Annotated in this window: 25 protein-coding genes; 13 read left to right on the top strand and 12 right to left on the bottom strand. The window is 60.1% G+C overall.

The window, feature by feature from the left end; genetic code table 11:
• Positions 1–1,059: 1,059 nt before the first annotated feature.
• A complete protein-coding gene (locus ACSQ83_RS20570; protein ID WP_414970180.1) occupies positions 1,060–1,314 on the bottom strand; it encodes a GlsB/YeaQ/YmgE family stress response membrane protein in 255 nt (84 codons plus the stop codon).
• A gap of 260 nt (positions 1,315–1,574) precedes the next feature.
• Here ACSQ83_RS20570 and ACSQ83_RS20565 point away from each other — a divergent pair, with 260 nt between their 5' ends.
• On the top strand, positions 1,575–2,072 hold the full coding sequence (locus ACSQ83_RS20565) for a hypothetical protein (RefSeq protein ID WP_414953520.1): 498 nt from the start codon (positions 1,575–1,577) through the stop codon (positions 2,070–2,072).
• 27 nt (positions 2,073–2,099) lie between these two features.
• Here ACSQ83_RS20565 and ACSQ83_RS20560 read toward each other — a convergent pair whose 3' ends face one another.
• Positions 2,100–2,975: a lipid A biosynthesis lauroyl acyltransferase gene (locus ACSQ83_RS20560; RefSeq protein ID WP_414953519.1), complete on the bottom strand. Its 876-nt coding sequence runs from the start codon at positions 2,973–2,975 to the stop codon at positions 2,100–2,102.
• A gap of 403 nt (positions 2,976–3,378) precedes the next feature.
• Between ACSQ83_RS20560 and ACSQ83_RS20555 the strand changes: the two genes are divergently transcribed.
• Positions 3,379–3,681 carry a YciI-like protein gene (locus tag ACSQ83_RS20555; RefSeq protein WP_436229452.1) on the top strand — a complete coding sequence of 101 codons (303 nt, stop codon included), beginning with the start codon at positions 3,379–3,381 and terminating at the stop codon, positions 3,679–3,681.
• Positions 3,682–3,717: 36 nt separating this feature from the next.
• Here the strand turns inward: ACSQ83_RS20555 and ACSQ83_RS20550 are convergent, their stop codons facing one another.
• Positions 3,718–4,761 carry a LysR family transcriptional regulator gene (locus tag ACSQ83_RS20550; RefSeq protein ID WP_436229414.1) on the bottom strand — a complete coding sequence of 348 codons (1,044 nt, stop codon included), beginning with the start codon at positions 4,759–4,761 and terminating at the stop codon, positions 3,718–3,720.
• Between the two features lie 146 nt (positions 4,762–4,907).
• Positions 4,908–6,275, bottom strand: coding sequence for a mechanosensitive ion channel family protein (locus ACSQ83_RS20545; RefSeq protein WP_436229413.1), 1,368 nt, complete (start codon positions 6,273–6,275; stop codon positions 4,908–4,910).
• A gap of 165 nt (positions 6,276–6,440) precedes the next feature.
• Here ACSQ83_RS20545 and ACSQ83_RS20540 point away from each other — a divergent pair, with 165 nt between their 5' ends.
• The 6 genes from ACSQ83_RS20540 (at position 6,441) to ACSQ83_RS20515 (ending at position 10,586) form a co-directional block, all read left to right on the top strand.
• A complete protein-coding gene (locus tag ACSQ83_RS20540; protein WP_436229412.1) occupies positions 6,441–6,662 on the top strand; it encodes a hypothetical protein in 222 nt (73 codons plus the stop codon).
• A 16-nt stretch (positions 6,663–6,678) separates the two neighbouring features.
• Positions 6,679–7,056 carry a fluoride efflux transporter CrcB gene (gene crcB, locus ACSQ83_RS20535; protein ID WP_165104547.1) on the top strand — a complete coding sequence of 126 codons (378 nt, stop codon included), beginning with the start codon at positions 6,679–6,681 and terminating at the stop codon, positions 7,054–7,056.
• 19 nt (positions 7,057–7,075) lie between these two features.
• On the top strand, positions 7,076–7,546 hold the full coding sequence (locus tag ACSQ83_RS20530; protein ID WP_436229411.1) for a GNAT family N-acetyltransferase: 471 nt from the start codon (positions 7,076–7,078) through the stop codon (positions 7,544–7,546).
• Positions 7,547–7,666: 120 nt separating this feature from the next.
• The gene (gene hutH / locus ACSQ83_RS20525; protein WP_436229410.1) at positions 7,667–9,202 is read left to right on the top strand and encodes a histidine ammonia-lyase; all 1,536 of its coding nucleotides are present in this window, start codon (positions 7,667–7,669) and stop codon (positions 9,200–9,202) included.
• A gap of 20 nt (positions 9,203–9,222) precedes the next feature.
• Positions 9,223–9,918 carry a histidine utilization repressor gene (hutC, locus tag ACSQ83_RS20520; protein ID WP_436229409.1) on the top strand — a complete coding sequence of 232 codons (696 nt, stop codon included), beginning with the start codon at positions 9,223–9,225 and terminating at the stop codon, positions 9,916–9,918.
• 338 nt (positions 9,919–10,256) lie between these two features.
• Positions 10,257–10,586 (top strand): DUF4148 domain-containing protein, encoded by a 330-nt coding sequence (locus ACSQ83_RS20515; RefSeq protein ID WP_414953510.1) that lies wholly within the window; start codon positions 10,257–10,259, stop codon positions 10,584–10,586.
• A 164-nt stretch (positions 10,587–10,750) separates the two neighbouring features.
• Here the strand turns inward: ACSQ83_RS20515 and ACSQ83_RS20510 are convergent, their stop codons facing one another.
• Positions 10,751–11,434, bottom strand: coding sequence for a TetR family transcriptional regulator C-terminal domain-containing protein (locus tag ACSQ83_RS20510; RefSeq protein ID WP_436229408.1), 684 nt, complete (start codon positions 11,432–11,434; stop codon positions 10,751–10,753).
• A gap of 406 nt (positions 11,435–11,840) precedes the next feature.
• On the opposite strand from ACSQ83_RS20510, the gene ACSQ83_RS20505 reads away from it, so the two are divergent.
• The 5 genes from ACSQ83_RS20505 (at position 11,841) to hydA (ending at position 18,952) form a co-directional block, all read left to right on the top strand.
• Positions 11,841–13,100 (top strand): Zn-dependent hydrolase, encoded by a 1,260-nt coding sequence (locus ACSQ83_RS20505; protein ID WP_414953508.1) that lies wholly within the window; start codon positions 11,841–11,843, stop codon positions 13,098–13,100.
• 59 nt (positions 13,101–13,159) lie between these two features.
• Positions 13,160–14,497, top strand: a complete 1,338-nt coding sequence (locus tag ACSQ83_RS20500) for an NAD(P)-dependent oxidoreductase (protein WP_436229407.1) — start codon at positions 13,160–13,162, stop codon at positions 14,495–14,497.
• 25 nt (positions 14,498–14,522) lie between these two features.
• Positions 14,523–15,815, top strand: a complete 1,293-nt coding sequence (gene preA, locus ACSQ83_RS20495; protein ID WP_436229406.1) for an NAD-dependent dihydropyrimidine dehydrogenase subunit PreA — start codon at positions 14,523–14,525, stop codon at positions 15,813–15,815.
• 128 nt (positions 15,816–15,943) lie between these two features.
• Positions 15,944–17,452 (top strand): NCS1 family nucleobase:cation symporter-1, encoded by a 1,509-nt coding sequence (locus ACSQ83_RS20490; protein WP_436229405.1) that lies wholly within the window; start codon positions 15,944–15,946, stop codon positions 17,450–17,452.
• 21 nt (positions 17,453–17,473) lie between these two features.
• Positions 17,474–18,952: a dihydropyrimidinase gene (hydA, locus tag ACSQ83_RS20485; RefSeq protein ID WP_436229404.1), complete on the top strand. Its 1,479-nt coding sequence runs from the start codon at positions 17,474–17,476 to the stop codon at positions 18,950–18,952.
• Between the two features lie 48 nt (positions 18,953–19,000).
• On the opposite strand, the gene ACSQ83_RS20480 is transcribed toward hydA, so the two are convergent.
• The 7 genes from ACSQ83_RS20480 to ACSQ83_RS20450 are packed head-to-tail and all read right to left on the bottom strand — an operon-like array spanning position 19,001 to position 25,399.
• Positions 19,001–20,281, bottom strand: a complete 1,281-nt coding sequence (locus ACSQ83_RS20480; protein ID WP_436229403.1) for an MSMEG_0569 family flavin-dependent oxidoreductase — start codon at positions 20,279–20,281, stop codon at positions 19,001–19,003.
• 26 nt (positions 20,282–20,307) lie between these two features.
• The gene (locus tag ACSQ83_RS20475; protein WP_436229402.1) at positions 20,308–20,592 is read right to left on the bottom strand and encodes an MSMEG_0570 family nitrogen starvation response protein; all 285 of its coding nucleotides are present in this window, start codon (positions 20,590–20,592) and stop codon (positions 20,308–20,310) included.
• A 9-nt stretch (positions 20,593–20,601) separates the two neighbouring features.
• Entirely contained in the window at positions 20,602–21,774 is a 1,173-nt protein-coding gene (locus ACSQ83_RS20470) for an MSMEG_0565 family glycosyltransferase (protein WP_436229401.1), read from the bottom strand.
• An 11-nt stretch (positions 21,775–21,785) separates the two neighbouring features.
• Entirely contained in the window at positions 21,786–22,751 is a 966-nt protein-coding gene (locus ACSQ83_RS20465) for a sll0787 family AIR synthase-like protein (protein ID WP_436229400.1), read from the bottom strand.
• A complete protein-coding gene (locus ACSQ83_RS20460) occupies positions 22,748–23,308 on the bottom strand; it encodes an MSMEG_0567/Sll0786 family nitrogen starvation N-acetyltransferase (RefSeq protein ID WP_414953499.1) in 561 nt (186 codons plus the stop codon). The genes ACSQ83_RS20465 and ACSQ83_RS20460 overlap by 4 nt, the downstream gene beginning before the upstream one ends.
• A 2-nt stretch (positions 23,309–23,310) precedes the next feature.
• Positions 23,311–24,393, bottom strand: coding sequence for an MSMEG_0568 family radical SAM protein (locus ACSQ83_RS20455; protein WP_436229399.1), 1,083 nt, complete (start codon positions 24,391–24,393; stop codon positions 23,311–23,313).
• Positions 24,386–25,399 (bottom strand): Nit6803 family nitrilase, encoded by a 1,014-nt coding sequence (locus ACSQ83_RS20450; protein ID WP_436229398.1) that lies wholly within the window; start codon positions 25,397–25,399, stop codon positions 24,386–24,388. The genes ACSQ83_RS20455 and ACSQ83_RS20450 overlap by 8 nt, the downstream gene beginning before the upstream one ends.
• Between the last annotated feature and the right edge of the window lie 12 nt (positions 25,400–25,411).

Raw genomic sequence — 25,411 nt, 5'->3', positions numbered from 1 at the left:
CTGCGCGTGGCGGCGCGTCATTTCTTGGTCCTTAGCGACAAAGAAACGAAGCAAAGAAAACGCTTTCACCGCTCTACCCTAAGTGTCCACAGCGTGCAGTTTTCATTCATGGGTGCCCCAAAAGCACGGTGCTCGCAAGAGCTTAGGATGTTTGAAACCCTCCTTCTCGCGAATCCTGACATTAAAACGCTTCGCCCCGTACGCTCTCGGGGAAGCACCAGTGCCCCACGGACCGGCACGGCCTCACGTGCTTTTAAGGCTCCGTTTCTCGGTCGCTTGGTTGTCCGGTTCGCGCTGCAGAGGCGTGTGGCCAGCTTCGCCAATTACAGCCTGATGCGTATATCTGCTTCAATTTTTGGTGAGTTGATTGGTCGGTTGCATGGAATTCGTGGGTACGGCCTCACGCGTTTTGGTGTGCCTGTTTCGAGGTGGGTTGGCATTTTGGTTCGTCATGCGTACAAATTCGGTGATTGATTTTCCGCGGATAGCGCGGGGCGCTCCTTGGGCAGGTTCAGTCGCTAGTGCTAGCCCGAGAGCGTACGGGGCGAAGCGTTTTACTGTCAGGATTCGCGAGAAGGAGGGGTTCACACATCGGTGGCTCTGGCGAGCACCGTGCTTTTGGGGTACCAATGAATGAAAACCGCACGCTGTGGACACTTAATTTTTAGAGAGGTGAAAGCGTTTTCTTTGCTTCGTTTCTTTGTCGCTTTGGACAAAGAAATGACGCGCCGCCACGCGCAGTGGCTAATAGTGATAAAGAAAACAGCTAACCTAAGCAGACCACTAACCCCGAAAGCACCAACCCGGCAATGAACCAGACCGCTAACGCCAGAACCCGTGCTACCGGGCATTGACCCCGACCGCTAACGCAAGAACCGACCACCCATAAATCAACCCCGCCCACTATCCCCAAAACCGCCAGACCCTTAAACCCCGTCCACCGGCGCGAGCAAAAAAACCGGCGAATTAGGCAAAAAAAAGGCCGCTCCAACCTTCGTTGGAAACAGCCTCTTCCATTCAACCCGAAAAACTCATAAGAACAAATCGAGTCTCAAAGATTCAAGCCCGCCGCCGCACGACCAACCCCCAAATAAACAGCAAGACGATAGCGCCGACGATCGAGGCAATCCACCCTGCAGCCTGCCCTTCGTGATACCAGCCGAGTGCACGGCCGGCATAGCCTGCTACAAGCGAACCGGCAATGCCCAGCACGATGGTCATGATCCAACCCATGCTGTCGTCGCCTGGTTTGATCGCTCGCGCAATCAGACCAATGATTCCCCCGATAATAATGGTCCCGATAATTGAAAACATGAAGATTCCTCCGTTGTGTTAGCGAAAGTTGGCAAATCGCCCGGATTATCCGGGGCGCACGCCGGCGCACATGCGCGCGACACGCCTGCAACAAAAACGGCAGACGGCGTGCAATGTGCCCGTCGAGTAGACCGATCGGCCAGCGTGTGGGCATTTTCGACGATGCCGCGGCTTCTTGCAGGTTAAAATTCGTCGCTTAGGCACTCTGCAACACCCGCGTGCTCCCACACCGTTTCATGCAACTCGAGCTTCTTATTCTCATGACCGATTCAGACTCCGATCTCCAACCCGCCGAAGACACCACGCTCCACGAAGCCCGCCTATGGCGCGACGACGGCTGGACCGCGAAGGTGATCAAGAACGAAGATGACGACGGCTGGGCAGTCGAGATGATCAAGGACGGCGAAGCCGAACCAGCGCTCACCGGTCCCTGGACCATGGGCCGCGACAAAAAGAACCCAAAGCCGCTGGATCCGAACGCGTTCCGCACGCTCATCAAGACGGCGTCCGAAGTATTGCGCCGGCACGAGCAACAGCTTCACGCCATGCTTCACAAGGATTTTACGGTTCGCGCGGACGGCGAGGATGTGACGGTGTCACTGGATATCGTGCCTAATGAGGACGATCCCTACGCAGACCTGAAGGCCCTTGACTCGTTCGGCGCGCTGCTTGCCCACGTGCGAGTGTCCGCGGGATTCAAGCTCACTAAGACGAGCGCGCAGGCCTGGGTGGACAACGACTTCCGCAAGCCTGACTGATCGCGGCGCGCACTGGCACTGGCATTATCAGTAGACGCCGGCCACACCCTCCGGCCGATGTTTAAAGCGACGATGCACCCAGTAATATTGTTCCGGAAAACGCACTATTTGCGATTCCAGGAATTCGTTCATCCGGCGCGCATCGGTTTCATCGCTTGCCGACGGAAAGTCGGCTAGCGGCTCGAAGATCGTCATCTTGTAGCCCTTGTAGTCGGGCAGCACTTCGGTCACAAACGGCACCACGCGCGCGCCGCCAAGCCGCGCCAGTCGCGACACCGAGGTCAACGTGCAGGCCTGTACGCCGAAGAACGGCACGAAGACCGAGTTTTCGATTCCATGATCCATGTCGGCGGCCAGCATGACGGAGCCGCCCTTGCGGAGCAGTTTCAGAATGCGGCGGGCGCTGTCGGCGCGCATGACCATGTCGGCGCCAAAACGGCCTCGCTGTTCGACGGCCAGCGTGTTGAGCCGCTTGCTGGACATCGGCGTATAAAGCGCCGTGATGGGCAGCTTCATGGAGTACAGCATGCAGCCCACTTCAATGGCGACGAAGTGAAAGCCCATGAAAATAGTGGGCTGGGCGTTTTCGTCGTCGAGATCGATACGGCTCTCAAGCTGCACGAGTTTTTCGATAGCGCGAGCCGAGCCGAACCACTGCACGCCGCGCTCGACATAACTGCGCACAACGTGACGAAAATGCGAACGCCCGAGCAGTTCGTATTCAGCGGCGGTCTTTCCGGGGAAGCACAGTTGCAGATTGACCTGCACAATATGTTTGCGACGGCTCGGAATGGAATAAAGCAGTGCGCCGAGGCCGCTGCCGAATCGCGCGACCAGGCCGTATGGCAGGCGAGCGAGCGCGCGGAGCAGCGCTACGACGAGCGCGAAACCGAAATTATTCAAATTTGCCCCTTGAAACGGGCGGCGAAATACGTGTCACGGGCGCCGGGTGAATTTAAACTTCGACGATCGGCATGCGGCCGGATGTCGAAGAGGAGTAACGGCGAAACCCAAGCGCGGCGAGAGTGATTAATCCGAGTGATTAACCCTTCAACCGAAGAACCAAGAGGCGAAAAAGCCGCGGAACAGGCATGTTCCGGAGTATGTCCGACGCTGCCGGAATCTTGAGCGTCGCGGGCAATTCGCGAATCTGCGCGAAGGTAAAAGTCGAAAGTGCCGCCATGATCGCACACACGGACTCCGGCATACAGTTCGACGTCGCTACCCGCTCTTACGCGCGCGTATGTCAGCCTCAAAAGCGGCACAATCGTGCGATTTACGTCTGTTTCATACCGGAGACAAGCTGATGCACTTCCTGTTGATTTACGAATTGAACGCCGATTATCTAGAACGCCGCACAGCGTTTCGTGACCGCCATCTGACGGCGGCGTGGACATCGGCGGAACGCGGGGAGTTGTTGCTGGGCGGGGCGCTGGAGGAACCCGTCGACCGGGCGATCCTGTTGTTCAAGGCGGATTCGCCCGCCGTGGTGGAGGCGTTCGCGCGGGCCGATCCGTATGTGACCGAGGGGTTGGTCACGCGCTGGGAAGTGCGCAAGTGGAATACGGTGGCGGGCGAGGGGGCTACTCAGCCGGTCAAACCGGCGTGAGCGCCCGCGCCCGGCAGCGGTCATGCATGCGGCGCCTCATGACTCGCTAGTGGTTTCTTCATGCGCGTCCTCATCGCGGGCTGCAGCAGGCCTTGGCGCCGCAGCCTTGGTTGAAGCGGAGGCGGACGCCGCAACCGGGCGGCGAGCGGTGCGAAACAGGCGCGTGAGCGTATCGTCCATTTCCTGCGAGCGCTCGAACAATTCCGCGAGCCAGTCCACGAACGCGCTGACCCTCGGCGCGGCTTGCCGGCTCTTGACGAATGCCACCGATACATTCATCGGCATCGACTTCCATTGCGGCAGCACTTCGCGCAGTTGCCCTGAACGCAGGTACGGTAACGCGGCAATGCGCGGCGGCTGAATCAGCCCGAGTCCTTGCAGGCCGCACGCGAGATACGCGTGCTCGTCGGTGACCTGAACGAACCCCGCCATCTTCACGGTCACCGCTTCGCCATCCACTTCGAAGTCGAAGTCACACGGCCGGCCCGTGCGCGGCGAAACACAATTCACCGCAATATGCTGCGCTAGCTCGTCGAGCGTCTTCGGCGTGCCGTGCGCTTCCAAGTACGCGGGCGTTGCACACGTCACGTGTTCAAAGGTGCCGAGACGCCGCGCGATCAGCCCTGAATCCGGCAATTCGCCAAGTTGCACGCTGCAATCCACGCCTTCGCCAACGAGGTCGACAGCGCGATTGCAGATGCCGATAGACAACTCGATATGCGGATAACGCGCATGGAAATCGGGCAGCGCGGGGACGACCAGCGCGGTGGCGACGGTATCGGGCAACTCGATACGAAGACGTCCGCGCAGACGTTCGTCGCGGCCGTGAAAGCCCGCTTCCAGGTCGTCGATATCCGCGAGAATGCGCACGCAGCGCTCGTAACACTCGGCCCCTTCGGCCGTGAGATTGAGACGCCGCGTGGTGCGTGCGAGCAGTTGCACGCCGAGCAGCGCCTCGAGTTGTTGAATGGTCGTCGACACGCTTGCACGCGGCATGCCGAGAGATTCGGCGGCGCGTGAGAAGCTGTTGGTATCGACGACGCGGATGAAAACACGCATAGCATGAACGCGATCGGTCACGGGAGTTTTCCTGTAGAAGCGATGATGCGATGACCGGCGGGCGCCTTCGGTTGATGCAGAAGGAATGCCGGCAAGGTTCACACTTTAGGCATCAGGACGGTTCGCGTGAATACACAAAAGTCGCGGATTCTTGCCTGCTTCTCCGGCTAGAGCGTGGGGAACTCGCCGCGCAAACGGCCGCTGTCCGCGCCGCCAATGGCGCTTGCGCTGCTTGCGCCGCTTGGGCCGATTGCACCGGTCACGCCCCCGCCAATCGCCCTGCTCACGAGTCCGCTCATGTCGGAGCCCGACGGCGCTTGGTAGAGCCGCAGGCCCATCTCCGGCAGGATAGACAGCAGATGGTCGAACACATCGCCCTGGATGCGTTCATATTGTGTCCATGCGGTGACGGCGGTGAAACAATAGACCTCGACCGGAATGCCTTCCGATTGCGGTTCCATCATGCGCACCATCATCGCCATGTCCTGCCTGATCTCCGGATGCCGCTGCAGATACGCGAGCCCATATGCGCGGAAGGTGCCAATATTTGTTAGCCGCCGCCGGTTCGCCGGTTCGCTCGCGAGCTCACCAAGATTCTTGTTCGCCTGGTCGACTTCAAGCTGTTTTTCTTCCAGGTAGTCGTGCAGCAAACGGAACTGCTTGAGCCGGGCGGTTTCTTCATCGGTGAGAAAACGCACACACGTGGCATCTATTCTTAACGTGCGCTTGATACGCCGCCCACCCGATTCGAACATCTGCCGATAGTTTCTATAACTCTCGGAGAACAACTTGTAGGTGGGCACGGTCGTCACCGTGTTGTCCCAGTTCTGCACCTTCACGGTATGCAGTGCGATGTCTTTCACGAAACCATCGGCGTTGGATTGCGGCATCTCGATCCAGTCGCCAATGCGCAACATGTCATTCGATGTGAGCTGCGTGCTCGCCACCAGCGACAGCAATGTGTCCTTGAACACGAGCAGCAATACGGCCGACAACGCACCAAGCCCGGAGAGCATCCAGAGCGGCGAGCGGTCGATCACAATCGACAGCACCAGCACGCCGCATATCAACGCGAGCGCAAGCTTGCCGATCTGTATGTAGCCTTTGATCGAACGAGTCTGCGCCTGCATGCTGTCCGCGTAGACGTCCTGCCATGCGCTGAGCGCGCCGCCCATCGCGAAGAAGACGCAGACCCACGCGCCCGCGTGCGCGAGCCGCTCGATCACATCTGCCATGTGACCAATGTATGGCACCTCGCCGATACCGATGGCGACCGCCGCGAATGGCACGGCGTACCAAAGCTGGTGATACGCGCGATGCCGGGCAAGCGACTTGTCCCACGCTTCGCGTTCGGTCAGCACGAGCAGCCGGTGCGCGAAATACAGCACGATGCGCGCGACCACCCACTGCGCGAACAGCGCGGCCAATACGAGCATCAGCATGCCGAGCGCGAATTGCGCCCAGTGGTGAGTGGGGTAGTGCTGCTGCAAGGTGTCTGCAACAGTGTCTATCAGATCGTCCAGATTCAAATTCATACGGGCAGTGTGAGACCTAAAAAAGCGAACTTGGCTACGACAAACGAAGCGATCCGTATTGTGCATGAAAGGCGGCGTCGCGCTTTCTCGTTTTCTGTGCCGGGTTCCTGATGCGCTCCATTATGATTACGGCTTCATGCATTTCCGCGCGCGAGCGCAACGCCCATGCGAACCGTCAAGCTGGAACATAACGACGACACCGTACTCGATCCCTCCGATCCCGAACTGGTCATACGCGGCTCCTTGCTGCTGGACGGTCACGAATGCGGCGGCTGGGAACAACGGCGCGACGGCACCTGGATTGCGAGGCTTTCGGCATCTGGCGAGACAATTGTCGCGGCAAGCCGTGAGCAACTCATCGAGCGCCTGACGCTCATTTCTCTCTGACCTTCATCCTTCGCCCATGTATCTGTCGATTCTGGCTGTAGGTATTGGTGGCGCGCTCGGTTCCCTGTTTCGATGGGTCCTCGGCCTGCGCCTGAACGCGTTGTTCCCCAATCTCCCGCTCGGGACGCTGGCCGCAAACGTCATCGCGGGCTATGTGATCGGCGTGGCGGTGGCGTGGTTCGCGCGTTTCCCCGGGGTATCGATGGAATGGCGCCTGTTCGTCATTACCGGCTTGATGGGCGGCCTGTCCACCTTCTCGACGTTCTCCGCCGAAGTCGTCGCGCATCTGCAGCAGGGGCGCTACGGCTGGGCAGCGGGCGAGATCGCGATCCACGTGACGGCGTCGGTGGTGATGACCATTTTGGGCATCGCGACGGTTTCGCTTACGCGCTGAAGGCCGCGTGTTGTCGTCGATGCCACCCGTCATTCGGCGTTATGAGGCTGCGGATCTGGACGCAGTTATCGGTGTGTTTTTGCGCTCGGTGCGCGAGGTGGCGTCGCGTGATTACGATGCCGCCCAGATCGCGGCGTGGGCGCAAGTGGACCGCGATGTCTGGTTGCGTCGCCGGCTTGACCGGCCCACGTGGGCCGCTTTAATCGACGGTCTGACGGCAGGTTTCATCGATCTCCAAAGCGATGGGCACATCGACATGTTATTCGTCGATCCTGCCTGCCAGCGCAGGGGCGTGGCGAGCGCGCTGCTCGATACGGTGGAACACGCGGCGCGTGCGCAGCGGCTCGCGGTCCTCGATACCGACGCCAGCATCACGGCCCGTCCGTTCTTCGAAAAGCACGGTTTCCAGCTTGTCCGCGCGCAAGTGGTGGCGTTGCGTGGCCAGCATTTGACGAATTTTCGGATGGTGAAATGGTTGCGCGCTGTATAGACAACTGAACGAAGACATAGCCGATCGATCCCTGAAAAATCCATTTAGGTGTTTTCAGCCCTTGTTTTGGGGGATTTGTTTGTTTAGACTGGTCCGCAACTTGTATAGACAGGACTTGCCATGATCACATTGACCCCCGGCCACCTCACGCTCGCGCACCTGCGCCAGATCGCCCGCGGCTCCGACGCCCTGACACTCGATCCGGCCAGCTTCGCGGCTATTGACGCTTCCGCGCAAACCGTTGCCGATATCGCCGCCAAGGGCGAGCCGGCCTACGGCATCAACACGGGTTTCGGCCGTCTGGCGAGCACCCACATTCCCGCCGATCAGCTCGAACTATTGCAGCGCAACCTGGTGTTGTCGCATGCGGTGGGCGTGGGCGAGCCCATGTCGCGACCGGTCGTGCGTTTGCTGATCGCGTTGAAGGTATCGAGCCTGGGACGCGGGCATTCGGGCATCCGCCGCGAAGTCATCAATGCGCTGATCACCCTTTTCAACGCCGATGTCCTTCCAGTAATTCCGGTGAAAGGTTCTGTCGGCGCTTCGGGCGATCTGGCGCCGCTCGCGCATATGTCGACGGCGTTGCTGGGTATCGGCGAAGTCACCATCCGTGGTGAGCGTGCAAGCGCGCTGGACGGTCTGCGCGTGGCCGGCCTCGAACCGCTGACGTTGCAGGCCAAAGAAGGTCTCGCGCTGCTCAACGGCACGCAGGCTTCGACGGCGCTCGCTCTGTACAACATGTTCGCGATCGAAGACCTGTACCGCACGGGGCTGGTGTCGGGCGCGCTGTCGGTGGATGCCGCGATGGGTTCCGTCGTTCCCTTCGATGCCCGCATTCACTCGCTTCGCGGCCACGCCGGACAGATCGATGCCGCTGCGGCGTATCGCACGTTGCTGGAAGGCTCTGGAATCAACTTGTCCCATCAGGATTGCGACAAGGTGCAGGACCCGTACAGCTTGCGTTGCCAGCCTCAAGTCATGGGCGCGTGCCTCGACCAGATGCGTCACGCAGCGGACGTCCTGCTGATCGAAGCGAACGCTGTATCGGACAATCCGCTGATTTTCCCGGACACCGGCGAAGTGCTGTCGGGCGGTAACTTCCACGCAGAACCCGTTGCATTCGCCGCCGATAACCTCGCTATCGCCGCCTCGGAAATTGGTGCACTCGCCGAGCGCCGGATCGCGCTGCTGATCGATGCAACGCTCTCTGGTTTGCCTCCGTTTCTCGTACGCGATGGCGGCGTGAATTCGGGCTTCATGATCGCGCATGTGACCGCTGCGGCGCTGGCATCGGAGAACAAGACCTACGCACATCCGGCATCGGTTGATTCGTTGCCGACATCGGCGAATCAGGAAGATCACGTCTCCATGGCGACGTTTGCGGCGCGCAAGCTCGGTTATATCGCGGAGAACGTGGCGCATATTCTGGCGATCGAGTTGCTCGCGGCGGCGCAAGGCGTCGACCTGCGCGCGCCGCATCAAACCAGCCCGCGTCTCGCCGAAGTCATGAAGACGCTGCGCTCGGAAGTCGCGCATTACGATCTCGATCATTATTTCGCACCGGATATCGAGGCGATTGCGAAGCAGGTTGTCAGCGGCGAGATCGCGAAACATTCCCCGCTTTCGTTTGCTTCGGAAACACTCACGCACGTTTAACCGGACATCACACGCCCAGCATGAGCACGCCCGCGTATCAGGAAATCAAGGATCACATTCTCACGCGCATTCATGCGGGCGAGTGGAAGGAAGGCGATCAGGTGCCTTCCGAAAACGAACTGGCGCGCGATTTCAAAGTCGCGCGCATGACGGTCAATCGCGCGTTGCGCGAGCTGACCGCCGAGCAGATCCTGACGCGCGTGCAGGGCGCCGGCACGTTCGTGGCGCAGCCGAAATACGCATCGACGCTCGTGGAAATTCGCAGCATCTCCGATGAAATCACGGGGCGTGGCCATGTGCATCGGGCGGAAGTGATGCACTTGGGCGCGTCCGTGCTCGACGAACGTCTCGCGCTGGAGATGCAGCTCACCGAGGGCAGCCCCGTATTTCATTCGCGGGTGCTGCACTTTGAAAACGACTTGCCGATCCAGCTGGAAGAACGCTGGGTTAATCCGGCGCTTGCGCCGGAATACGCGCGCCAGGATTTCACCAAGATCACGCCGAATCAATATCTGATGGTGGCCGCGCCGTTGCAGCGGGTTGAATATCGGATTGAGGCGGCGCTTCCCGATGAAAACACGGGCCTCGCGCTCTCGATGAAAACCGGCAAGCCCTGCCTCATGTTGCGTCGGCGGACGTGGTCGCGGGACGCGGTGGCGTCGGTGGCGAACCTCTGGCATCCCGGCGATCGATATCAATTCACGGGCCATTTCTAGGCACGTCAGTTGTACTTCTATTCGTTCTGGACCTTCCCCAGGTCCGGGTTAATTCTTGTGGAAATCGCAATACGGGGCGCTGTAGCGCCGCTCGTTTTCCAATTTCAGCCGCATTCGTTCGTTTTTTGAGTAATAAATTCCGAATTTCTACCCTCATCTCCACTTAGCCGGCCACTTCCGCTCGATTATTGCGTTCTAAACAATGATGTTTCGCGTAAATAAGGGTTTTCCCTCAAGGTGCTGAAGCATAGACTTCTTACATCCGAAACAAATCGGCAAACGCTTATATCCGCCTGAGATTGTTTCGAGACCACAAACAAAATACCGGAGGTTTCACCATGTTCAAGTCACTTATTCCCGCAGTTGTTATCGTGTCGGCATTGGCAGCTCCGACGTTCGCATTTGCGCAAAGCACTGACAACGGTCCGCTGACACGCGCTGAAGTCAAGGCGCAATTGGTTCAACTGGAAAAGGCGGGATATAACCCGGCTGGCGACCAAGTCAACTATCCGCAGAACATCCAGGCCGCTCAGGCTCGTGTCGATGCTCAAAACGGTCAGGCAGCAACGTCGTATGGTCCTTCGACCAGCGGCACCTCGGCAGCAGGCGTTCGCAGCTCGGCTGCGCCGGCGCAAAACGCTCCCGGTTCGGTGTTCTTCGGTCACTAATCGATCGAGCTGACGCTGAGAAGTTTGAAGTGGACCTGACTGGATCAGGTTCGGCGCAAGAGTTGATTGAATGACGGTTTGTTCTTTCCTAGTCAGCGCCAAATGAAAAACTCGCCCCCGCTTGATAGCGGCTGGCGAGTTTTTTTGTGCTCGAACAACCGCGGTCACTCCGGCGACTTCGCGCCGCACGCCCGGATCACGAGCTTCACCACTTCCTCAGTCGACGCATCAAACGCTTTCTGCGATAGCGCGCGCTTGCCTTTCAACGCCCGGATCTGCGCGTCGAAATCCGCGTAATGCTGCGTCGTCGCCCAGATCATGAACATCAGCGCCTGCGCGTCGACGGGCGCAAGCAGGCCACGCGAAACCCAACCATCGATCACGATTACCCGCGTTTCAAGCCACGGCTTGACGCGCTCGTTCAAGATGTCCTGCATGTGCACCGCGCCGTGGATGATCTCGCTCGCCCACACCTTCGAGCCGAGCGGGCGACGCCGCGACAATTCCATTTTCGTGCGTACATACCCCCCGATTGCTTCGACCGGGTCATCGCTGGACTCGAAGGTATCGGCGGCGCGATGCCAGTCTTCGAACAGATCCTCGAGCACACGCCGATAAAGTGCCAGCTTCGTCGGAAAGTAGTAATGCAAGTTAGCTTTCGGCAAGCCTGCACGTTCCGCAATCATCGCGGTACTGGCGCCTTCAAGTCCGCGCTCGGCAAATACCGACTCTGCGCACGCTAAAAGATGCGCTTCATTAGTCTCGCGAATGTGTGCCTTGCGTCGCCGCAATGGAGTGGGCGCAACGTCGTTTTTCGCGGCCTCTGCGGTCGCTTCGTCATCTCTCATCGTTTTCCTTGCATGGCGCTGTGCGCCTTCTCCATCTTGGTCGCGCCTCATTCTATGCGCATTGACGCCATCGCTGCATAGCCGCTTGTTCGACTCTTCCAAGGCTCTGCTGCACTGCAATGGCACGCTTCTCGCTATGTTTTTACTCTAATCGGAAACCCCGAAAGACGTTGATTTGCAAATATTAATCGGCTACAACCTGTCCAGTTGGACAGGATTTGCGAGGCGATGAATCGTGACTGAATCACCGCTATGAAACGGTCAACGTGAATGGATCAACATTGCACCGGCGCCGTGCGTCAGCGCCCCACAAGCCGACGCCAATGCACCAGATTCGTATCAGTCAAAACCCTTAGTCGAGCAACTAAGTCGAGCAGTCAAGTCGACACATGCAAGGAGAACGCGAATGGATGCGGTAACTGATTCAGCGCTGGATACGTCGATCAGAGTCAATGGCAAGCGTCTCTGGGACAGCCTCATGACGATGGCAAAAATTGGCGCGACCCCGAAGGGCGGCGTGTGCCGGCTGGCGCTCACCGACCTCGATCGCGAGGGCCGTGACCTGATCGTCAGTTGGGCGAAGGAAGCGGGTTGCACGGTCAAGGTGGACCAGATGGGCAACGTGTTCATGCGTCGCGCCGGGCGCAACGCAGATGCCGCGCCGGTCATGACGGGTTCGCACGCGGACTCGCAGCCGACAGGGGGCCGCTTCGACGGCATCTACGGCATCCTGGGCGGCATCGAAGTGATTCGCTCGCTCAATGATCGTGGCATCGAGACAGAACATCCGGTGGAAGTCGTGATCTGGACCAACGAGGAAGGCTCGCGTTTTGCGCCTGCGATGGTCGCCTCGGGGGTGTTCGCCGGCGAGTTCACGCTCGACTACGGGTTGTCGCGCAAGGACGTGGACGGCAAGACGATTGGCGAGGAACTCAAGCGGATTGGCTATGCCGGCGATGAGCCATGCGGCGGCCGCAAGCTGCACGCGGCGTTCGAACTGCACATCGAACAAGGGCCGATCCTTGAAGCGGAAAACATGACGATCGGCGTGGTCACCGACGCGCAAGGGCAGCGCTGGTACGAGATCACGCTGACCGGGCAGGAAGCGCATGCGGGTCCTACGCCCATGCCGCGTCGACGCGATGCGTTGCTCGGCGCGTCGCGTGTCGTTGAGCTCGTGAACCGCATCGGGCTCGATCACGCGCCGCTGGCGTGTGCAACGGTCGGCATGATGCAAGTGCATCCGAACTCGCGCAACGTGATTCCTGGCCGCGTATTTTTCACTGTCGATTTCCGTCATCCCGACGACGCGGTGCTCGCGAAAATGGACGCCGCATTGCGTGCTGGCGTGGAGAAAATCGCAAGCGCGTCTGGGCTCGAAACGCAGCTTGAACAGATCTTCTATTACGCGCCTATCGCCTTCGACGCCGCGTGCGTGAAGTCCGTTCGCGCAGCCGCCGGACGCTTTGGTTATGCGCATCGGGACATCGTCTCGGGCGCGGGACACGACGCGTGTTACCTCTCGAGGGTCGCGCCCACGTCGATGGTCTTCGTGCCTTGCGTCGATGGCATTAGTCATAACGAGATCGAGGATGCATCGGAGGAATGGATCGAGGCGGGCGCAAACGTGCTGCTCCACGCCATGCTCGAACGCGCGGGGCGCTAAGCCTGAACGGGCGTAGTCGAAGATCATTCGCTTGGCCTTACCTTGACGAAGGAACGTGTATGACCATGAAGCCCATTGGCGACATTGCATCGAACAGGCTGTCGCAAGAACAATTGTCGTGTCAGTTTTCGGATGTGGCGCCCCTGCTCAATGCCACGGCGGCGGCCGCAGCGTCGAGCCGTTGCCACTATTGCTACGACGCGCCTTGCATCAATGCATGCCCCACAAAAATAGATATTCCCAGCTTCATTCGCAAGATTAGTAACGGCAACATGAAAGGCGCGGCCGTCGACATCCTGTCGGCCAATCCCTTGGGCGGCACATGCGCACGCGTGTGTCCAACTGAAATTCTCTGCGAAGGAGCTTGCGTCAGAAATCATCAGGATGACAAACCAGTTCAGATCGGTGCGTTGCAACGTCACGCCACCGACTGGGCGATGGCACGCGGCGAGCCGCTCTTCAAACGCGCGGCGGATACCGGACGTCATGTGGCGGTGGTCGGCGCGGGGCCGGCGGGATTGGCGTGTGCGCATCGCCTGGCGCTCGACGGCCACCGGGTTACGCTCTTCGACGCCCGGCCGAAGCCCGGCGGCCTGAATGAATATGGTATTGCGGCGTACAAGGTGGTCGAGGATTTCGCGCAGCGTGAAGTGGAGTGGCTGTATTCGGTGGGTGGGATCGAGGTGAAGAACGACGTGATGCTCGGCCGCGACGTAACGCTGAGCGACTTGCGCAAGCAGCATGACGCCGTGTTCCTTGCCATCGGGCTGGGCGGTGTGCGTGTGCTGGAACTCGAAGGCGAGACGTTTCAAGGCGTGGTCAACGCGGTCGATTTCATCGAACAGGTGCGTCAGGCGGATGCGCTTGCAAACATTCCAGTAGGACGACGTGTGGTGGTGATCGGCGGCGGCAACACAGCCATTGATGCGGCAGTGCAAAGCCGTAAGCTGGGCGCTGAAACGGTGACGATGGTGTATCGACGCGGCGTGGAGAACATGGGCGCCACCTGGGCCGAACAAGAGTTCGCGCAGACCAACGGCGTGACGATCATCACGCACGCGAAGCCGGTGCGTTTAACCGATGCGGGCGGCCAGGTGACGGGTGTTGAGTTCGAAACGCCAGAGGGCGAGCGCTACGTGATTGAAGCCGACATGGTGCTGAAGGCGATTGGGCAAACGCTCGCGCCCGATGGTCTTGCGAACGACATGCTGACGCTCGACGCAAGCCGTATCGCGGTGGATTCGAGCGGCCGTACGACGCTCGACAACGTCTGGGCTGGCGGCGATTGTGCGGCGACCAGCGGCCTCGACCTGACGGTGCAGGCGGTGCAGGACGGCAAGGTTGCGGCCGAATCCATCCATGCGTTCTTCGCGGCAACGGCCATCAAGGCCGCATAAAAACCCACGATAAGGGAGCCAGCTCATGGCCGATCTTCGCAATACGTTTGCCGGTATTAAATCGCCGAATCCTTTTTGGCTCGCATCAGCACCGCCCACCGATAAAGCCTACAACGTCAATCGTGCCTTCGAAGCGGGTTGGGGCGGCGTCGTATGGAAAACGCTGGGCCTCGATCCGCATGTGGTGAACGTGAGTTCACGTTATGGCGCGGTGCAATGGAATGGCCAGCGCATCGCAGGACTGAACAATATTGAACTGATCACCGATCGTCCCCTCGATATCAACCTGAAGGAAATCACCGAGGTCAAGCGCGACTGGCCGGATCGCGCGCTGATCGTCTCGCTAATGGTGCCGTGCAACGAACGCGACTGGAAGTGGATCTTGCCGCTGGTGGAAGACACCGGCTGCGATGGCGTCGAACTGAATTTCGGCTGCCCGCACGGCATGAGCGAGCGCGGCATGGGCGCGGCGGTCGGCCAGGTGCCTGAATATGTGGAGATGGTCACGCGCTGGGTCAAGGAAGGCACGAAGCTGCCGTGCATCGTCAAGCTGACGCCGAACATTAGCGACATCCGCACCAGTTCTCGCGCGGCTTACAAGGGCGGCGCGGACGCGGTGTCGCTGATCAACACCATCAATTCGATTGTCGCGGTCGACCTGGATCTCATGGCGCCCATGCCGACAGTCGACGGCAAGGGTACGCATGGGGGATACTGCGGCCCGGCAGTCAAACCGATCGCGCTGAACATGGTCGCGGAGATTGCCCGCGACGTGGAAACGCCTGACTTGCCGATCTCCGGAATCGGCGGCATTTCGTCATGGCGCGATGCGGCCGAGTTCATGGTGCTGGGCGCAGGCAACGTGCAGGTTTGCACAGCGGCTATGCACTATGGCTTTCGGATTGTGTCCGATCTCGCGGATGGCCTCTCGAACTGGATGGATGAAAAAGGCTATGCCACGCTCAACGATATCCGCGGACGGGCCGTGCAGAATGTGACTGACTGGAAGTACTTGAATCTGAAATACGACATCAAGGCGCGCATCGACCAGGACAAATGCATTGAGTGCGGGCTGTGCCATATCGCTTGCGAAGATACGGCGCATCAGGCGATCATGCGCGAGAAGGACGGCAAGCGGCATTTTGAAGTCATCGACTCCGAATGCGTCGGGTGCAATTTATGCATGCATGTATGTCCCGTCGAGCAATGCATCACGATGGAACGCGTGGATGCCGGCGAATATGCGAACTGGACGACGCATCCGAACAATCCCGCACGCGTGAACGCCGACGTTGAAGAAAGCGTGAAGGCCGCCTAGAGTTGAGAACCCGTAGCAAACTAACGATAAAAGTCCCCCGGGCGTCCGACGCCCGACCTGGAATCACAGCCTGATTTACAAGCCTGATCCGTGGGCGCGGACCGTAATGATCTGAGGAGATCAACCTGATGAAGCAGCCAGCGCATTCTGTCGACCCGCAGTTCGCGGCCGGCGCCAGCAGCAGTCTATATAACGACGATCTGGCGCCAACCACGGCCGCGCAACGGACATGGAAGTGGTATCACTTTGCGGCGCTCTGGGTCGGCATGGTGATGAATATTGCGTCGTACATGCTCGCGGCCGGGCTCACGGAAGAGGGCATGTCGCCGTGGCAGGCGGTGCTCACGGTGCTGCTTGGCAACATGATCGTGCTCGTGCCCATGCTGCTGGTCGGGCATGCTGGTGCGAAGCATGGCATTCCCTACGCGGTGCTCGTGCGCTCCTCGTTCGGTACGAAAGGCGCGAGACTGCCCGCGTTGTTGCGCGCGATCGTGGCGTGCGGATGGTATGGCATCCAGACCTGGCTCGGCGGCAGTGCGATCTATACGTTGATCAATATTCTCGTCGGCAATACGACGCACGGCGCACCGTTGCCCTTCCTCGATATCTCGCTCGGTCAGCTCGCGTGTTTCCTGTTTTTCTGGCTGATCCAGGTCTATTTCATCCTGCGTGGCACCGACTCCATTCGCTTCCTTGAAAGCTGGTCCGCGCCGATCAAGATCATCATGTGCCTCGCGCTCGTGTGGTGGGCGACCTCGAAGGCGGGCGGTGTGGGTGCAATGCTCGCGCAGCCATCGCAGTTCGTGGCCGGCGGGAAGAAGGAAGGTTTGTTCTGGGCGACGTTCTGGCCGGGTCTCACGGCCATGGTCGGTTTCTGGGCCACGCTCGCGTTGAACATTCCTGACTTCACGCGTTTTGCGCGCTCGCAGAAAGACCAGATCATCGGGCAATCGATTGGTCTGCCGGCGCCCATGGCGCTGCTGTCCGTGATCTCGGTGGTGGTGACGTCGGCGACGGTGGTGATCTATGGAAAAGCGATATGGGATCCTATCGATCTGACCAGCCGCATGACGGGCATCGGCGTAGGTGTGGCGCTGGTAATCCTGACGCTCGACACCATGAGTTGCAATCTTGCCGCTAACCTCGTGGGTCCGGCGTATGACTTTTCGAGCCTTTGGCCGAAGGGCATTTCGTATCGCGTGGGCGGGATGATCACGGCGTTCATCGCTATTGTGATGATGCCGTGGAAGATCCTGGCGACCACGCAAGGCTACATTTTTACGTGGCTCGTGGGGTACTCGGCGCTGCTCGGACCTGTAGCGGGCATCCTCATGGTCGACTACTTTCTTATCCGCGGCACCCGCCTGAATACGCGCGAACTCTTTAACGAGAATGGCGAATACAGCTACACGGGTGGATGGAACATGGCTGCCGTGGTCGCGTTGCTCGTGGGTGTTTTGCCCAACTTGCCCGGTTTCCTGCATACGGCATTTCCGGCTGCGTTTCCGAATGTACCCGCGTTCTTCAACACGCTTTACACCTATGCATGGTTCGTGGGCCTTGCGCTCGCATCGATTGTTTATGGCGCATGGATGAAGATGGGCAAGCGCCCGACGGCGCGCATTGCCAGCGCCTGATTTTCTCTTTGGAGACACAAGATGACGATCCTGATTCGCGGCGGCACGGTGATTGACGCGGACCGTACTTATCGAGCGGATGTGTTGTGCGCAGATCCGGGGGACGGCGGCACGATCCTGCAAATCGGCCTCGATCTCGAGGCTCCGGCGGGGACTGAAACAATCGATGCATCGGGCCAGTATGTGATGCCCGGCGGTATTGATCCGCATACGCACATGGAGCTGCCGTTCATGGGCACCACGGCAAGCGATGACTTCTATACAGGCACGGCGGCAGGGTTGTCGGGCGGCACGACGAGCATTATCGATTTCGTGATTCCCCGCCCTAAGCAACCGTTGATGGCGGCGTTCAACGAGTGGCGCGGCTGGGCGGAGAAGGCGTCCTCCGACTACGGTTTTCATGTGGCGGTGACGTGGTGGGACGAGTCGGTGTACCGCGACATGGGCACGCTTGTGCATGATCATGGCGTGTCCAGTTTCAAGCACTTCATGGCGTATAAAAACGCCATCATGGCCGACGATGAAGTCCTCGTGAACAGCTTTGCGCGATCATTGGAACTGGGCGCATTGCCTACTGTGCATGCCGAGAATGGCGAGCTTGTGTTCCAGCTTCAAAAGCAATTGCTCGCGAAGGGCTTCACTGGACCGGAAGCGCATCCGTTGTCGCGGCCGCCCGAAGTGGAAGGCGAAGCGGCGAATCGCGCGATCAGGATTGCGCAGGTGCTGGGCGTGCCTATCTACATCGTGCATGTGTCTTCCAAAGATGCCGTCGATGTCATCACTCGCGCGCGCAGCGAAGGTCAACGCGTGTTTGCTGAAGTGCTGCCGGGGCATCTGGTGATCGATGAATCGGTCTATAGCGATCCTGACTGGACGAGGGCCGCCGCGCACGTGATGAGCCCGCCGTTCCGTACCGCGGAGCATCGGGAGGCGTTGTGGCGTGGTCTGCAATCGGGGCAGCTGCACACCACGGCAACTGACCACTGCGTATTTTGTGCGTCGCAGAAAGCCATGGGCCGCGAGGACTTCACGCGCATTCCCAACGGTTGCGGCGGGGTGGAAGATCGCATGTCGATCCTCTGGCACCATGGCGTGAACAAGGGGCGCTTGACGCCGAATGAGTTCGTGCGCGTGACCTCCACCAATGCTGCGCAGATTTTTAACCTGTTCCCGCGCAAGGGTGCGGTCCAGGTGAGAGCGGATGCCGACCTCGTTGTGTGGGACCCGGCGGCGACGCGGACGATCTCGGTCAAGACCCATCACCAGAAGGTGGATTTCAACGTGTTCGAAGGTATGACCGTGCAGGGCGTGGCGACGCACACGCTCACGCGTGGCGCACATGCATGGGCAGACGGCGACCTGCGCGCGGTGCGAGGCGCGGGGCAATATTTGAAGCGCCCGCCGAACGGCGCTTACTTCGATGCGACCCGGATCGCGAACGAGTTGAAGGAGCCGCATCCGATCCATCGTGCGGGTGACAAGGTCGTGAAGGCGGCTTGAGATAGTAGGTAGTGTTGCAACGAACCGGCGCTTGAGGCGCCGGTTTTTTTAGACCGTCGCTTCGTCGCGTGTAATGACCTTCGCTTCCCGGCAAGCTCCGATCTTCTCCACAACATGCGCAGCGTCCCGTGCGACGCCTGAGAAGCGGCCCGATCCCCATGTGTGCAGCCACGGCAACCCGACGAAGTAGAGCCCGTCCTGCGGGGTCAGGCCACGCGTGTGTGAGGGATAACCGCGGCCGTTGAAAATGGGCGCGTCGAGCCAACTGAAGTCCGGCGTGAAGCCAATGCACCACACAATCGACCCTATTCCGCTCGCTTCCAGATGGAGCGTCGTGCGTTCCTCCGCGGGTGACCACACGGGTTCATAGCGCGATCCGGGCGGAGCCTCGATGCCATGCCTTTCGATGTACGCATCGATGCCCGCGTTGATGCCGTTGAAAGTCTTGTCGGCGCTATCGAGATTCTCAATCAGGTTGGGCGCGAAATGCAGCACGCCGTCTTGCAGGTCCTGAAGCCGGCCGTACAGTTCCATGCCTTCAGCCGCGAACTTGCGCAGATCAATATCGCGGCCACCATCACGGCCGGTCACATAATGATTGGTGTTGTCGCGGACGCCTTCACGCAGCGGATGCTGGTCGACGGGCATGTCGTAGTACTTCATGTCGGCGAGCCAGTCGACCACATCGCGACCCCGGTAAAAGCGAGCACAGCGTGGCGCTTCGCCCACCGCGAGGACAACCTTGCGGCCGGCCAGATGCAGGTCTTCCGCGATCTGCGCGCCCGATTGTCCCGACCCTACGACCAGCACCGCGCCCTCAGGCAAAGCCTGCGGGTTGCGATATTCCGACGATTGAATTTGTTTGATTGAACGCGGCAAGCGCTCAGCCATGCGCGGCACGACAGGCGTGTGATACCCGCCCGATGCAACCACGACCTGGTCCGCCGTGAACTGCCCCTGGCTCGTGGAAACACTGAAACCGCCTTCGCTGTTTCGCGCGACCCGCTGCACTTCCGCGTGCTCGATCACGGGGGCATCGACAGTCCTGATGAAGCCATCGAGATACGCGATGATCTCGTCCTTCTTCATGAAACCGTGCGGATCGTCGCCCGTATAAGGGTAGCCGGGCAGCGCGCATTGCCAGTTCGGTGTGACGAGGCAGAATGCATCCCAGCGTTGCGTGCGCCATGTATGCGTGACGGTGTTTTTCTCCAGCACGAGATGATCGATCCCTGCTTGCTTCAGGTAGTAGCTGACCGACAATCCTGCCTGACCGCCGCCTACTACGATAACGCTGGTGTGCGTTGTGTTGCCCGATGTTGTCGACATGATTCGTCCTTTCGGAAAGAGTGCGCTCAGACGAGCGCGATGACCTTGACCTTCGCGTCCGGCTCACCTGTAAATCGTTCGGCTTGCCCTTCAATCTTCGCTAGCTGATCCATTGCCGCCGAGCATGCAAAACCGTACTTTTCGCGTACGCGTTCAGAGGCGATGTTGAGCGCTTCACGGGCGCGCGAGACGAAGTCATCGACAGGATAATCTTCTCCAGGCGTAAAGAAATCGCTGACCACTTGCGAGGGCGAATAACAATTTTCTTCGCGGTTATCGGGCCACTTGATTCGAAAATGCATGACCGGCATGACGGGTTCCTAAAGTGTTGGAAGAGGGCGGCTTGCAAGCAAGGCGCCATAAATGTCGAGATGTTTTCGTGCCGATGCCTGCCAGCTCATGCGATCGAGCAGCGCGGGTACAGCGTGATTGAAATCGGTTCGATGACGGCCGTCGATCACACGTTCGAGCGCGGAAGCTACCGAGGCGGGATCGGTGGGCGCGGCCCAGCAGCACAGCGAGTCATCGAGATATTCAGTGAACGGGGCGATGTTCGACGCCACGACCGGCGTGCCGCATGCAAGCGCTTCCAGTACGACCAGACCGAAACCTTCTCGCAGAGAGACCATGGCGAGGACATCGGCGCAACGAAAAAGTGCGGGCATGTCGGCGTCATCGAGCGGGCCGGTGATGACTACTTTTTCCAGGAGGCCATACTCGCTCACGCGTTCCATGAGGGCACGCGCGTAAGCGTCATGATCGAGCAGGCTTGCACCACCCGCGATAATCAAACGCGCATGGGGATGACGTTTGGTCAGCGCCGCGAATGCATCAAGCAGGCCAAGCGTGTTCTTGCGCGCTTCAACGCCACCGACTGCGAGCACAATCGGTCCGTTGCCATCATCGATACCAAGACGCTGCCGCAATCGTTCATCGTGAGGCGTGCGCTGCGTCGAATAGCGTGTCAGGTCGACGCCGTTCGGCACTGTCGCCGCTTCTATGTCATAGGTATCGCGCATCTCACGCGTCCACATTTCACTCACGCACAGCACGTGGTCCGCGTCGCGCCACGCTCGCGTTTGCCACGCGGCGAGGCGCGGGTTGTCGAAGTGATCCAGGTGATGCACTGTCCGCACAAAGCCTGCTATTCCACCTTCCGCCGTTAGCTCGGCAAGCGCGTTTCCACTGATGCTGTCCTGCGCGTGCAGCACGTCGAAGCTGCGTGGATCGCAGGCTTTGACGCTGGCCTTCAGCGCGCGAATGCGCGCGTCGACCATGGCAACGGTGTTGTGTTGTAACCCTTCGATGGCCGCAAGAATCACCCGGCATGGCGGCTCCCGGAAGAGCGTTTCTCCGGCAGCAGCCGGCGCGAAAAGAGTCACCTCATGGCCTTCGTCAACCAGCGCGCTGGCGAGTTCGAGCGCATGCACCACACCGCCGCGCGGATTGACCGAATGCGTGGTGAGGGCAATTCGCATCGCCGTGGGTGTCATGACCGGCTCCCTTATCTTCCAACGATGAACGCATCATCGTTGAAGTTCCAAAGCTCAGCCGATTCATCTCCTTCATGCAGCACCACTTTGCGCGACGCATCGACCGTGCCGATCACCGCACACGCGAGCTCACGTTCAACAAACAACTGCTCTACCCGAGCCGCGTGTTCCTCGCGCACGGACATCACGAATCCAAAACTGGGGAACGCGCTTAACCAGCGCAGCCGGTCGTGTCCGGGCGGCGAGGGCAGGCGCGAAAGATCGATGCTTGCACCTGCGCCAGAGCATTCGAGCAGCATCAGTGTGGTGCCCAGTGAGCCGGCCATGCTGATGTCCTTGGCGGCATCGCAGAGACCGCTCTCGGCGAGCATGGGCAGTAATTCGAGGTCGGCTCGCAGACGTGCGGCCGGCGCGCCAACCGATGCATTCCAGAACGGATACGGATCTTCGAACGCGCCGCGCAGATCGACTGCCATCATCAGGAGGTCGCCAGGACGCGCATTGAAACTCGACAGCAATCTGTTCGCGCGCCCAAGAATTGATACTGCCAGTTGGGCCTGATCGCTGCGCGTATTGCTATGACCGCCGACGATCGGCACGCCGTATACGGACGATGCCGCCGCCATGCCCGCAAGCACGTCTTCGGCTGCGCCCAAGCCGTTGCTCCATAGGGCGTCGACTACAGCGATCGGGCGTCCGCCCATCGCGTAGATATCGCTGACGTTGACCATTACGCTGCTATAGCCCGCGAACCAGGGCATGTCGCGCACGAAGTCGCTGACCAGGCCTTCGATGGCGAAGAGTAAGTAGCCGTCTTTGTCGACAATGGCCGCGCAGTCGTCGCCGATGGCGACCGAGTCGCTTGAGGCGTTACTCGGGACGAACCGGGCGAGGGACGACATCACGCCTGCAATATCCGTCTTGTGGCGAAAGCCGCGCGTTTCCCTGAGTGCGGCGACAAGGTCCGTCAACGTCATGATGCCTTCCGCGCGGACGAATATTGCGTCATGAAACCGCTTTGCGGTGTCACGCAAGGCGGGTAGAACGCAAGGTCTGCCTGCATCAGATGATGCGGCCGGCCATGCATGAGTTCTTCGGAGAGCGTGGTCCAGTGCAACGCATGAAACAGCGCGGCGTTCTGGCTCTGGACATGCGCGAGGAAGGTCGTACAGCCAAGCGCATGCGCGCTGCTGACCGCCAGCTTGATCAGGGTTGCGCCAATCTTGCCGTGGCGCCGAAACGCGGCATGCACCGCGAGGCGCGAGCCGGTCCAGACGCCCGGCGCGTCTTCATGAATGCGTACCGTACCAACGACCTGCTCAGGCATCCCGCCGATACAACTTACCGCGACGATCAACTGCGCGCGCTCATCGATTTCATCGCGGTCATCCCCGATAAAAATCCCTTGCTCGATGCAGAACACCGCGCGCCGCAGCTTATACGCTTCGTTCGCTTCCCACGGCAGCGTGATCCACTTGATCGCGTAGCTGGCGGGCGTATAAAGCGCTGCAAGATCTTCGGTATCGGCGAGCATGATCAGACCTCGTAGGATGACAACGACGAACACGCGCCGCATTTGCCGCAGCCTGCCTTGATATCGGCGGAGCGCATGCCGCCCGCCGACACCATCGCGCCAAGCGGCTGCAAGACCGACTTCATGAATTCGGGCGAGGGCGCGGGATGATCCTCGAGTGGCGTGCCGCTGATCGGCACGAACGGGACCACGAACGGGTACACGCCGAGATCGACCAGCTCGCGCGAGATCGACAGGATGGCGTCTGCCGTGTCACCGAGACCCGCGAGTATGTAGGTGCTCACCTGACCCCGGCCGAACACCGCCACCGCCGCCTTGAACGCTTCCATGTAGCGCGCGATGGGCACGCTCGCCTTGCCCGGCATGATCTGTTCGCGTAGCGCAGGCGTGACCACTTCGAGATGCATGCCGAGCGTATCGATACCGCTTGCGCGCATGCGCTCGAACCATTTATCGTCATCCGGTGGTTCGCATTGCGCCTGGATCAGCAGGTCGACCGCGGCCTTGATCGCGAATGCACTTTCGCACAGGATCTGCGCGCCGCGGTCCTTGGTCGGCGGCGTGCCGGTGGTCAGCACCATATGCTTCACGCGATCGAGCAACACGGCCGCGCGTGCGACTTCCGCCAATTGCTCCGGCGTCTTGCGCGCGATCGTCCTGCCCGCAGCAAGCGATTGCCCGATCGCGCAAAACTTGCAGGTCTTCTTGCGGCTTTCATAACGGATGCAGGTTTGCAGAACCGTCGTCGCAAGCACGTCCGATCCATGCAGCGTTGCGATGTGCGAATAGGGCACGCCGTCGAAGGTCTGCATCGCGTAGAAACGCGGCGACTTCGGAAAGCTGATGCTCGCAATCGGTATCGATCCTCGCAGCAACGCGCTGCTACCGTGGGCGTCAGGTGCGGACGCCACGAACGGCGAGTGCCACGCGGTATTCGTATGCACCGGCACCATGATGGTCACGCCGTCGATGGTGACCGCCTTGTGATCGGACGGCCCCGCGCCGCCGCGTCGGCTGGCCACGCCAAGCGCTTGCCCCGCACCCGGATTGGCGAGACGCAAACCTGTCGATTGCAGTTCAGTCATCAGTTGCCGGCTCGTGGTCGACAAGGTCTCGTTCGCGTTCAAGGTGCAATCCCCCGGTGGAAGGTGAGAAGCTGTTCATGGGTGCCGACGTAACCGCGGGCCGGTCGTTGATCGCGAGGCTCAGTAGTTCGGGCCGCGCGTAGTGACCGACCGAATCCATCATGCGTTTGCGTTTGGTGATCAGCGACATGTCCAGGTCAGCGATCACCAGTCCTTCGCCCTCGCGCAAAGGCGGGGCGAGATGCTGGCCCTCGGGTGAGATGATGGCCGTGTTGCAGCCGCCGCGAAGCGCCTTCTGCAAGCCCGGATCCTTCGTGATTGATTCAATCTGCGGCTCGGTCAGCCAGCCCGTTGAATTGATCACGAAGCAGCCGGATTCCAGTGCGTGATGGCGGATGGTCACTTCAATCTGCTCACCAAAAATAGGGCCGACCAGCGAGCCCGGAAACTGGCTGCAATGAATCTCTTCGTGCTGCGTCATCAACGCATAACGCGCAAGCGGGTTGTAGTGTTCCCAACACGCGAGCGCACCCACTCGACCGATGCTGGTTCCCGCTACCTTCAGTCCGGCTGCATCGCCCATGCCCCAGATCATCCGTTCGTGGAACGTCGGAGTGATCTTGCGGCGCTTGAGCAGCAGCTCGCCGTCGGTATCAAAGATTAGTTGTGCGTTGTATAAGCTGCCGTGATCGCGCTCGTTCACCCCCAGCACGACGACCATGCCATGCCGACGTGCGCGCTCCGCGACCGCCTGCGTCACCGGACCGGGCACGACCACCGCTTCGTCATAGAGACGCATGTGTTCGACACCCGATGCCACCGGCGCCCGCACGAACGAAAAGTACGGGTAGTAGGGCAGGAAGGTCTCGGGGAAGACGATGATCTGCACGCCTTCGCGCGCAGCGTCGTCGATCGTCGCAAGGACCTTCTCCAGCGTGCCACCGGGCCGTTCGAGGTCCGGTGCGATCTGGACCGCGGCGGCGCGGACGATTCTCTTGTCGGGCATGGTCGTTCCGTG

Source organism: Caballeronia sp. LjRoot29 (assembly GCF_964252755.1).
Lineage (GTDB): Bacteria > Pseudomonadota > Gammaproteobacteria > Burkholderiales > Burkholderiaceae > Caballeronia.
The sequence above is the reverse complement of the archived record's forward strand: the minus strand, read 5'-3'. Positions and strand labels throughout refer to the sequence as shown.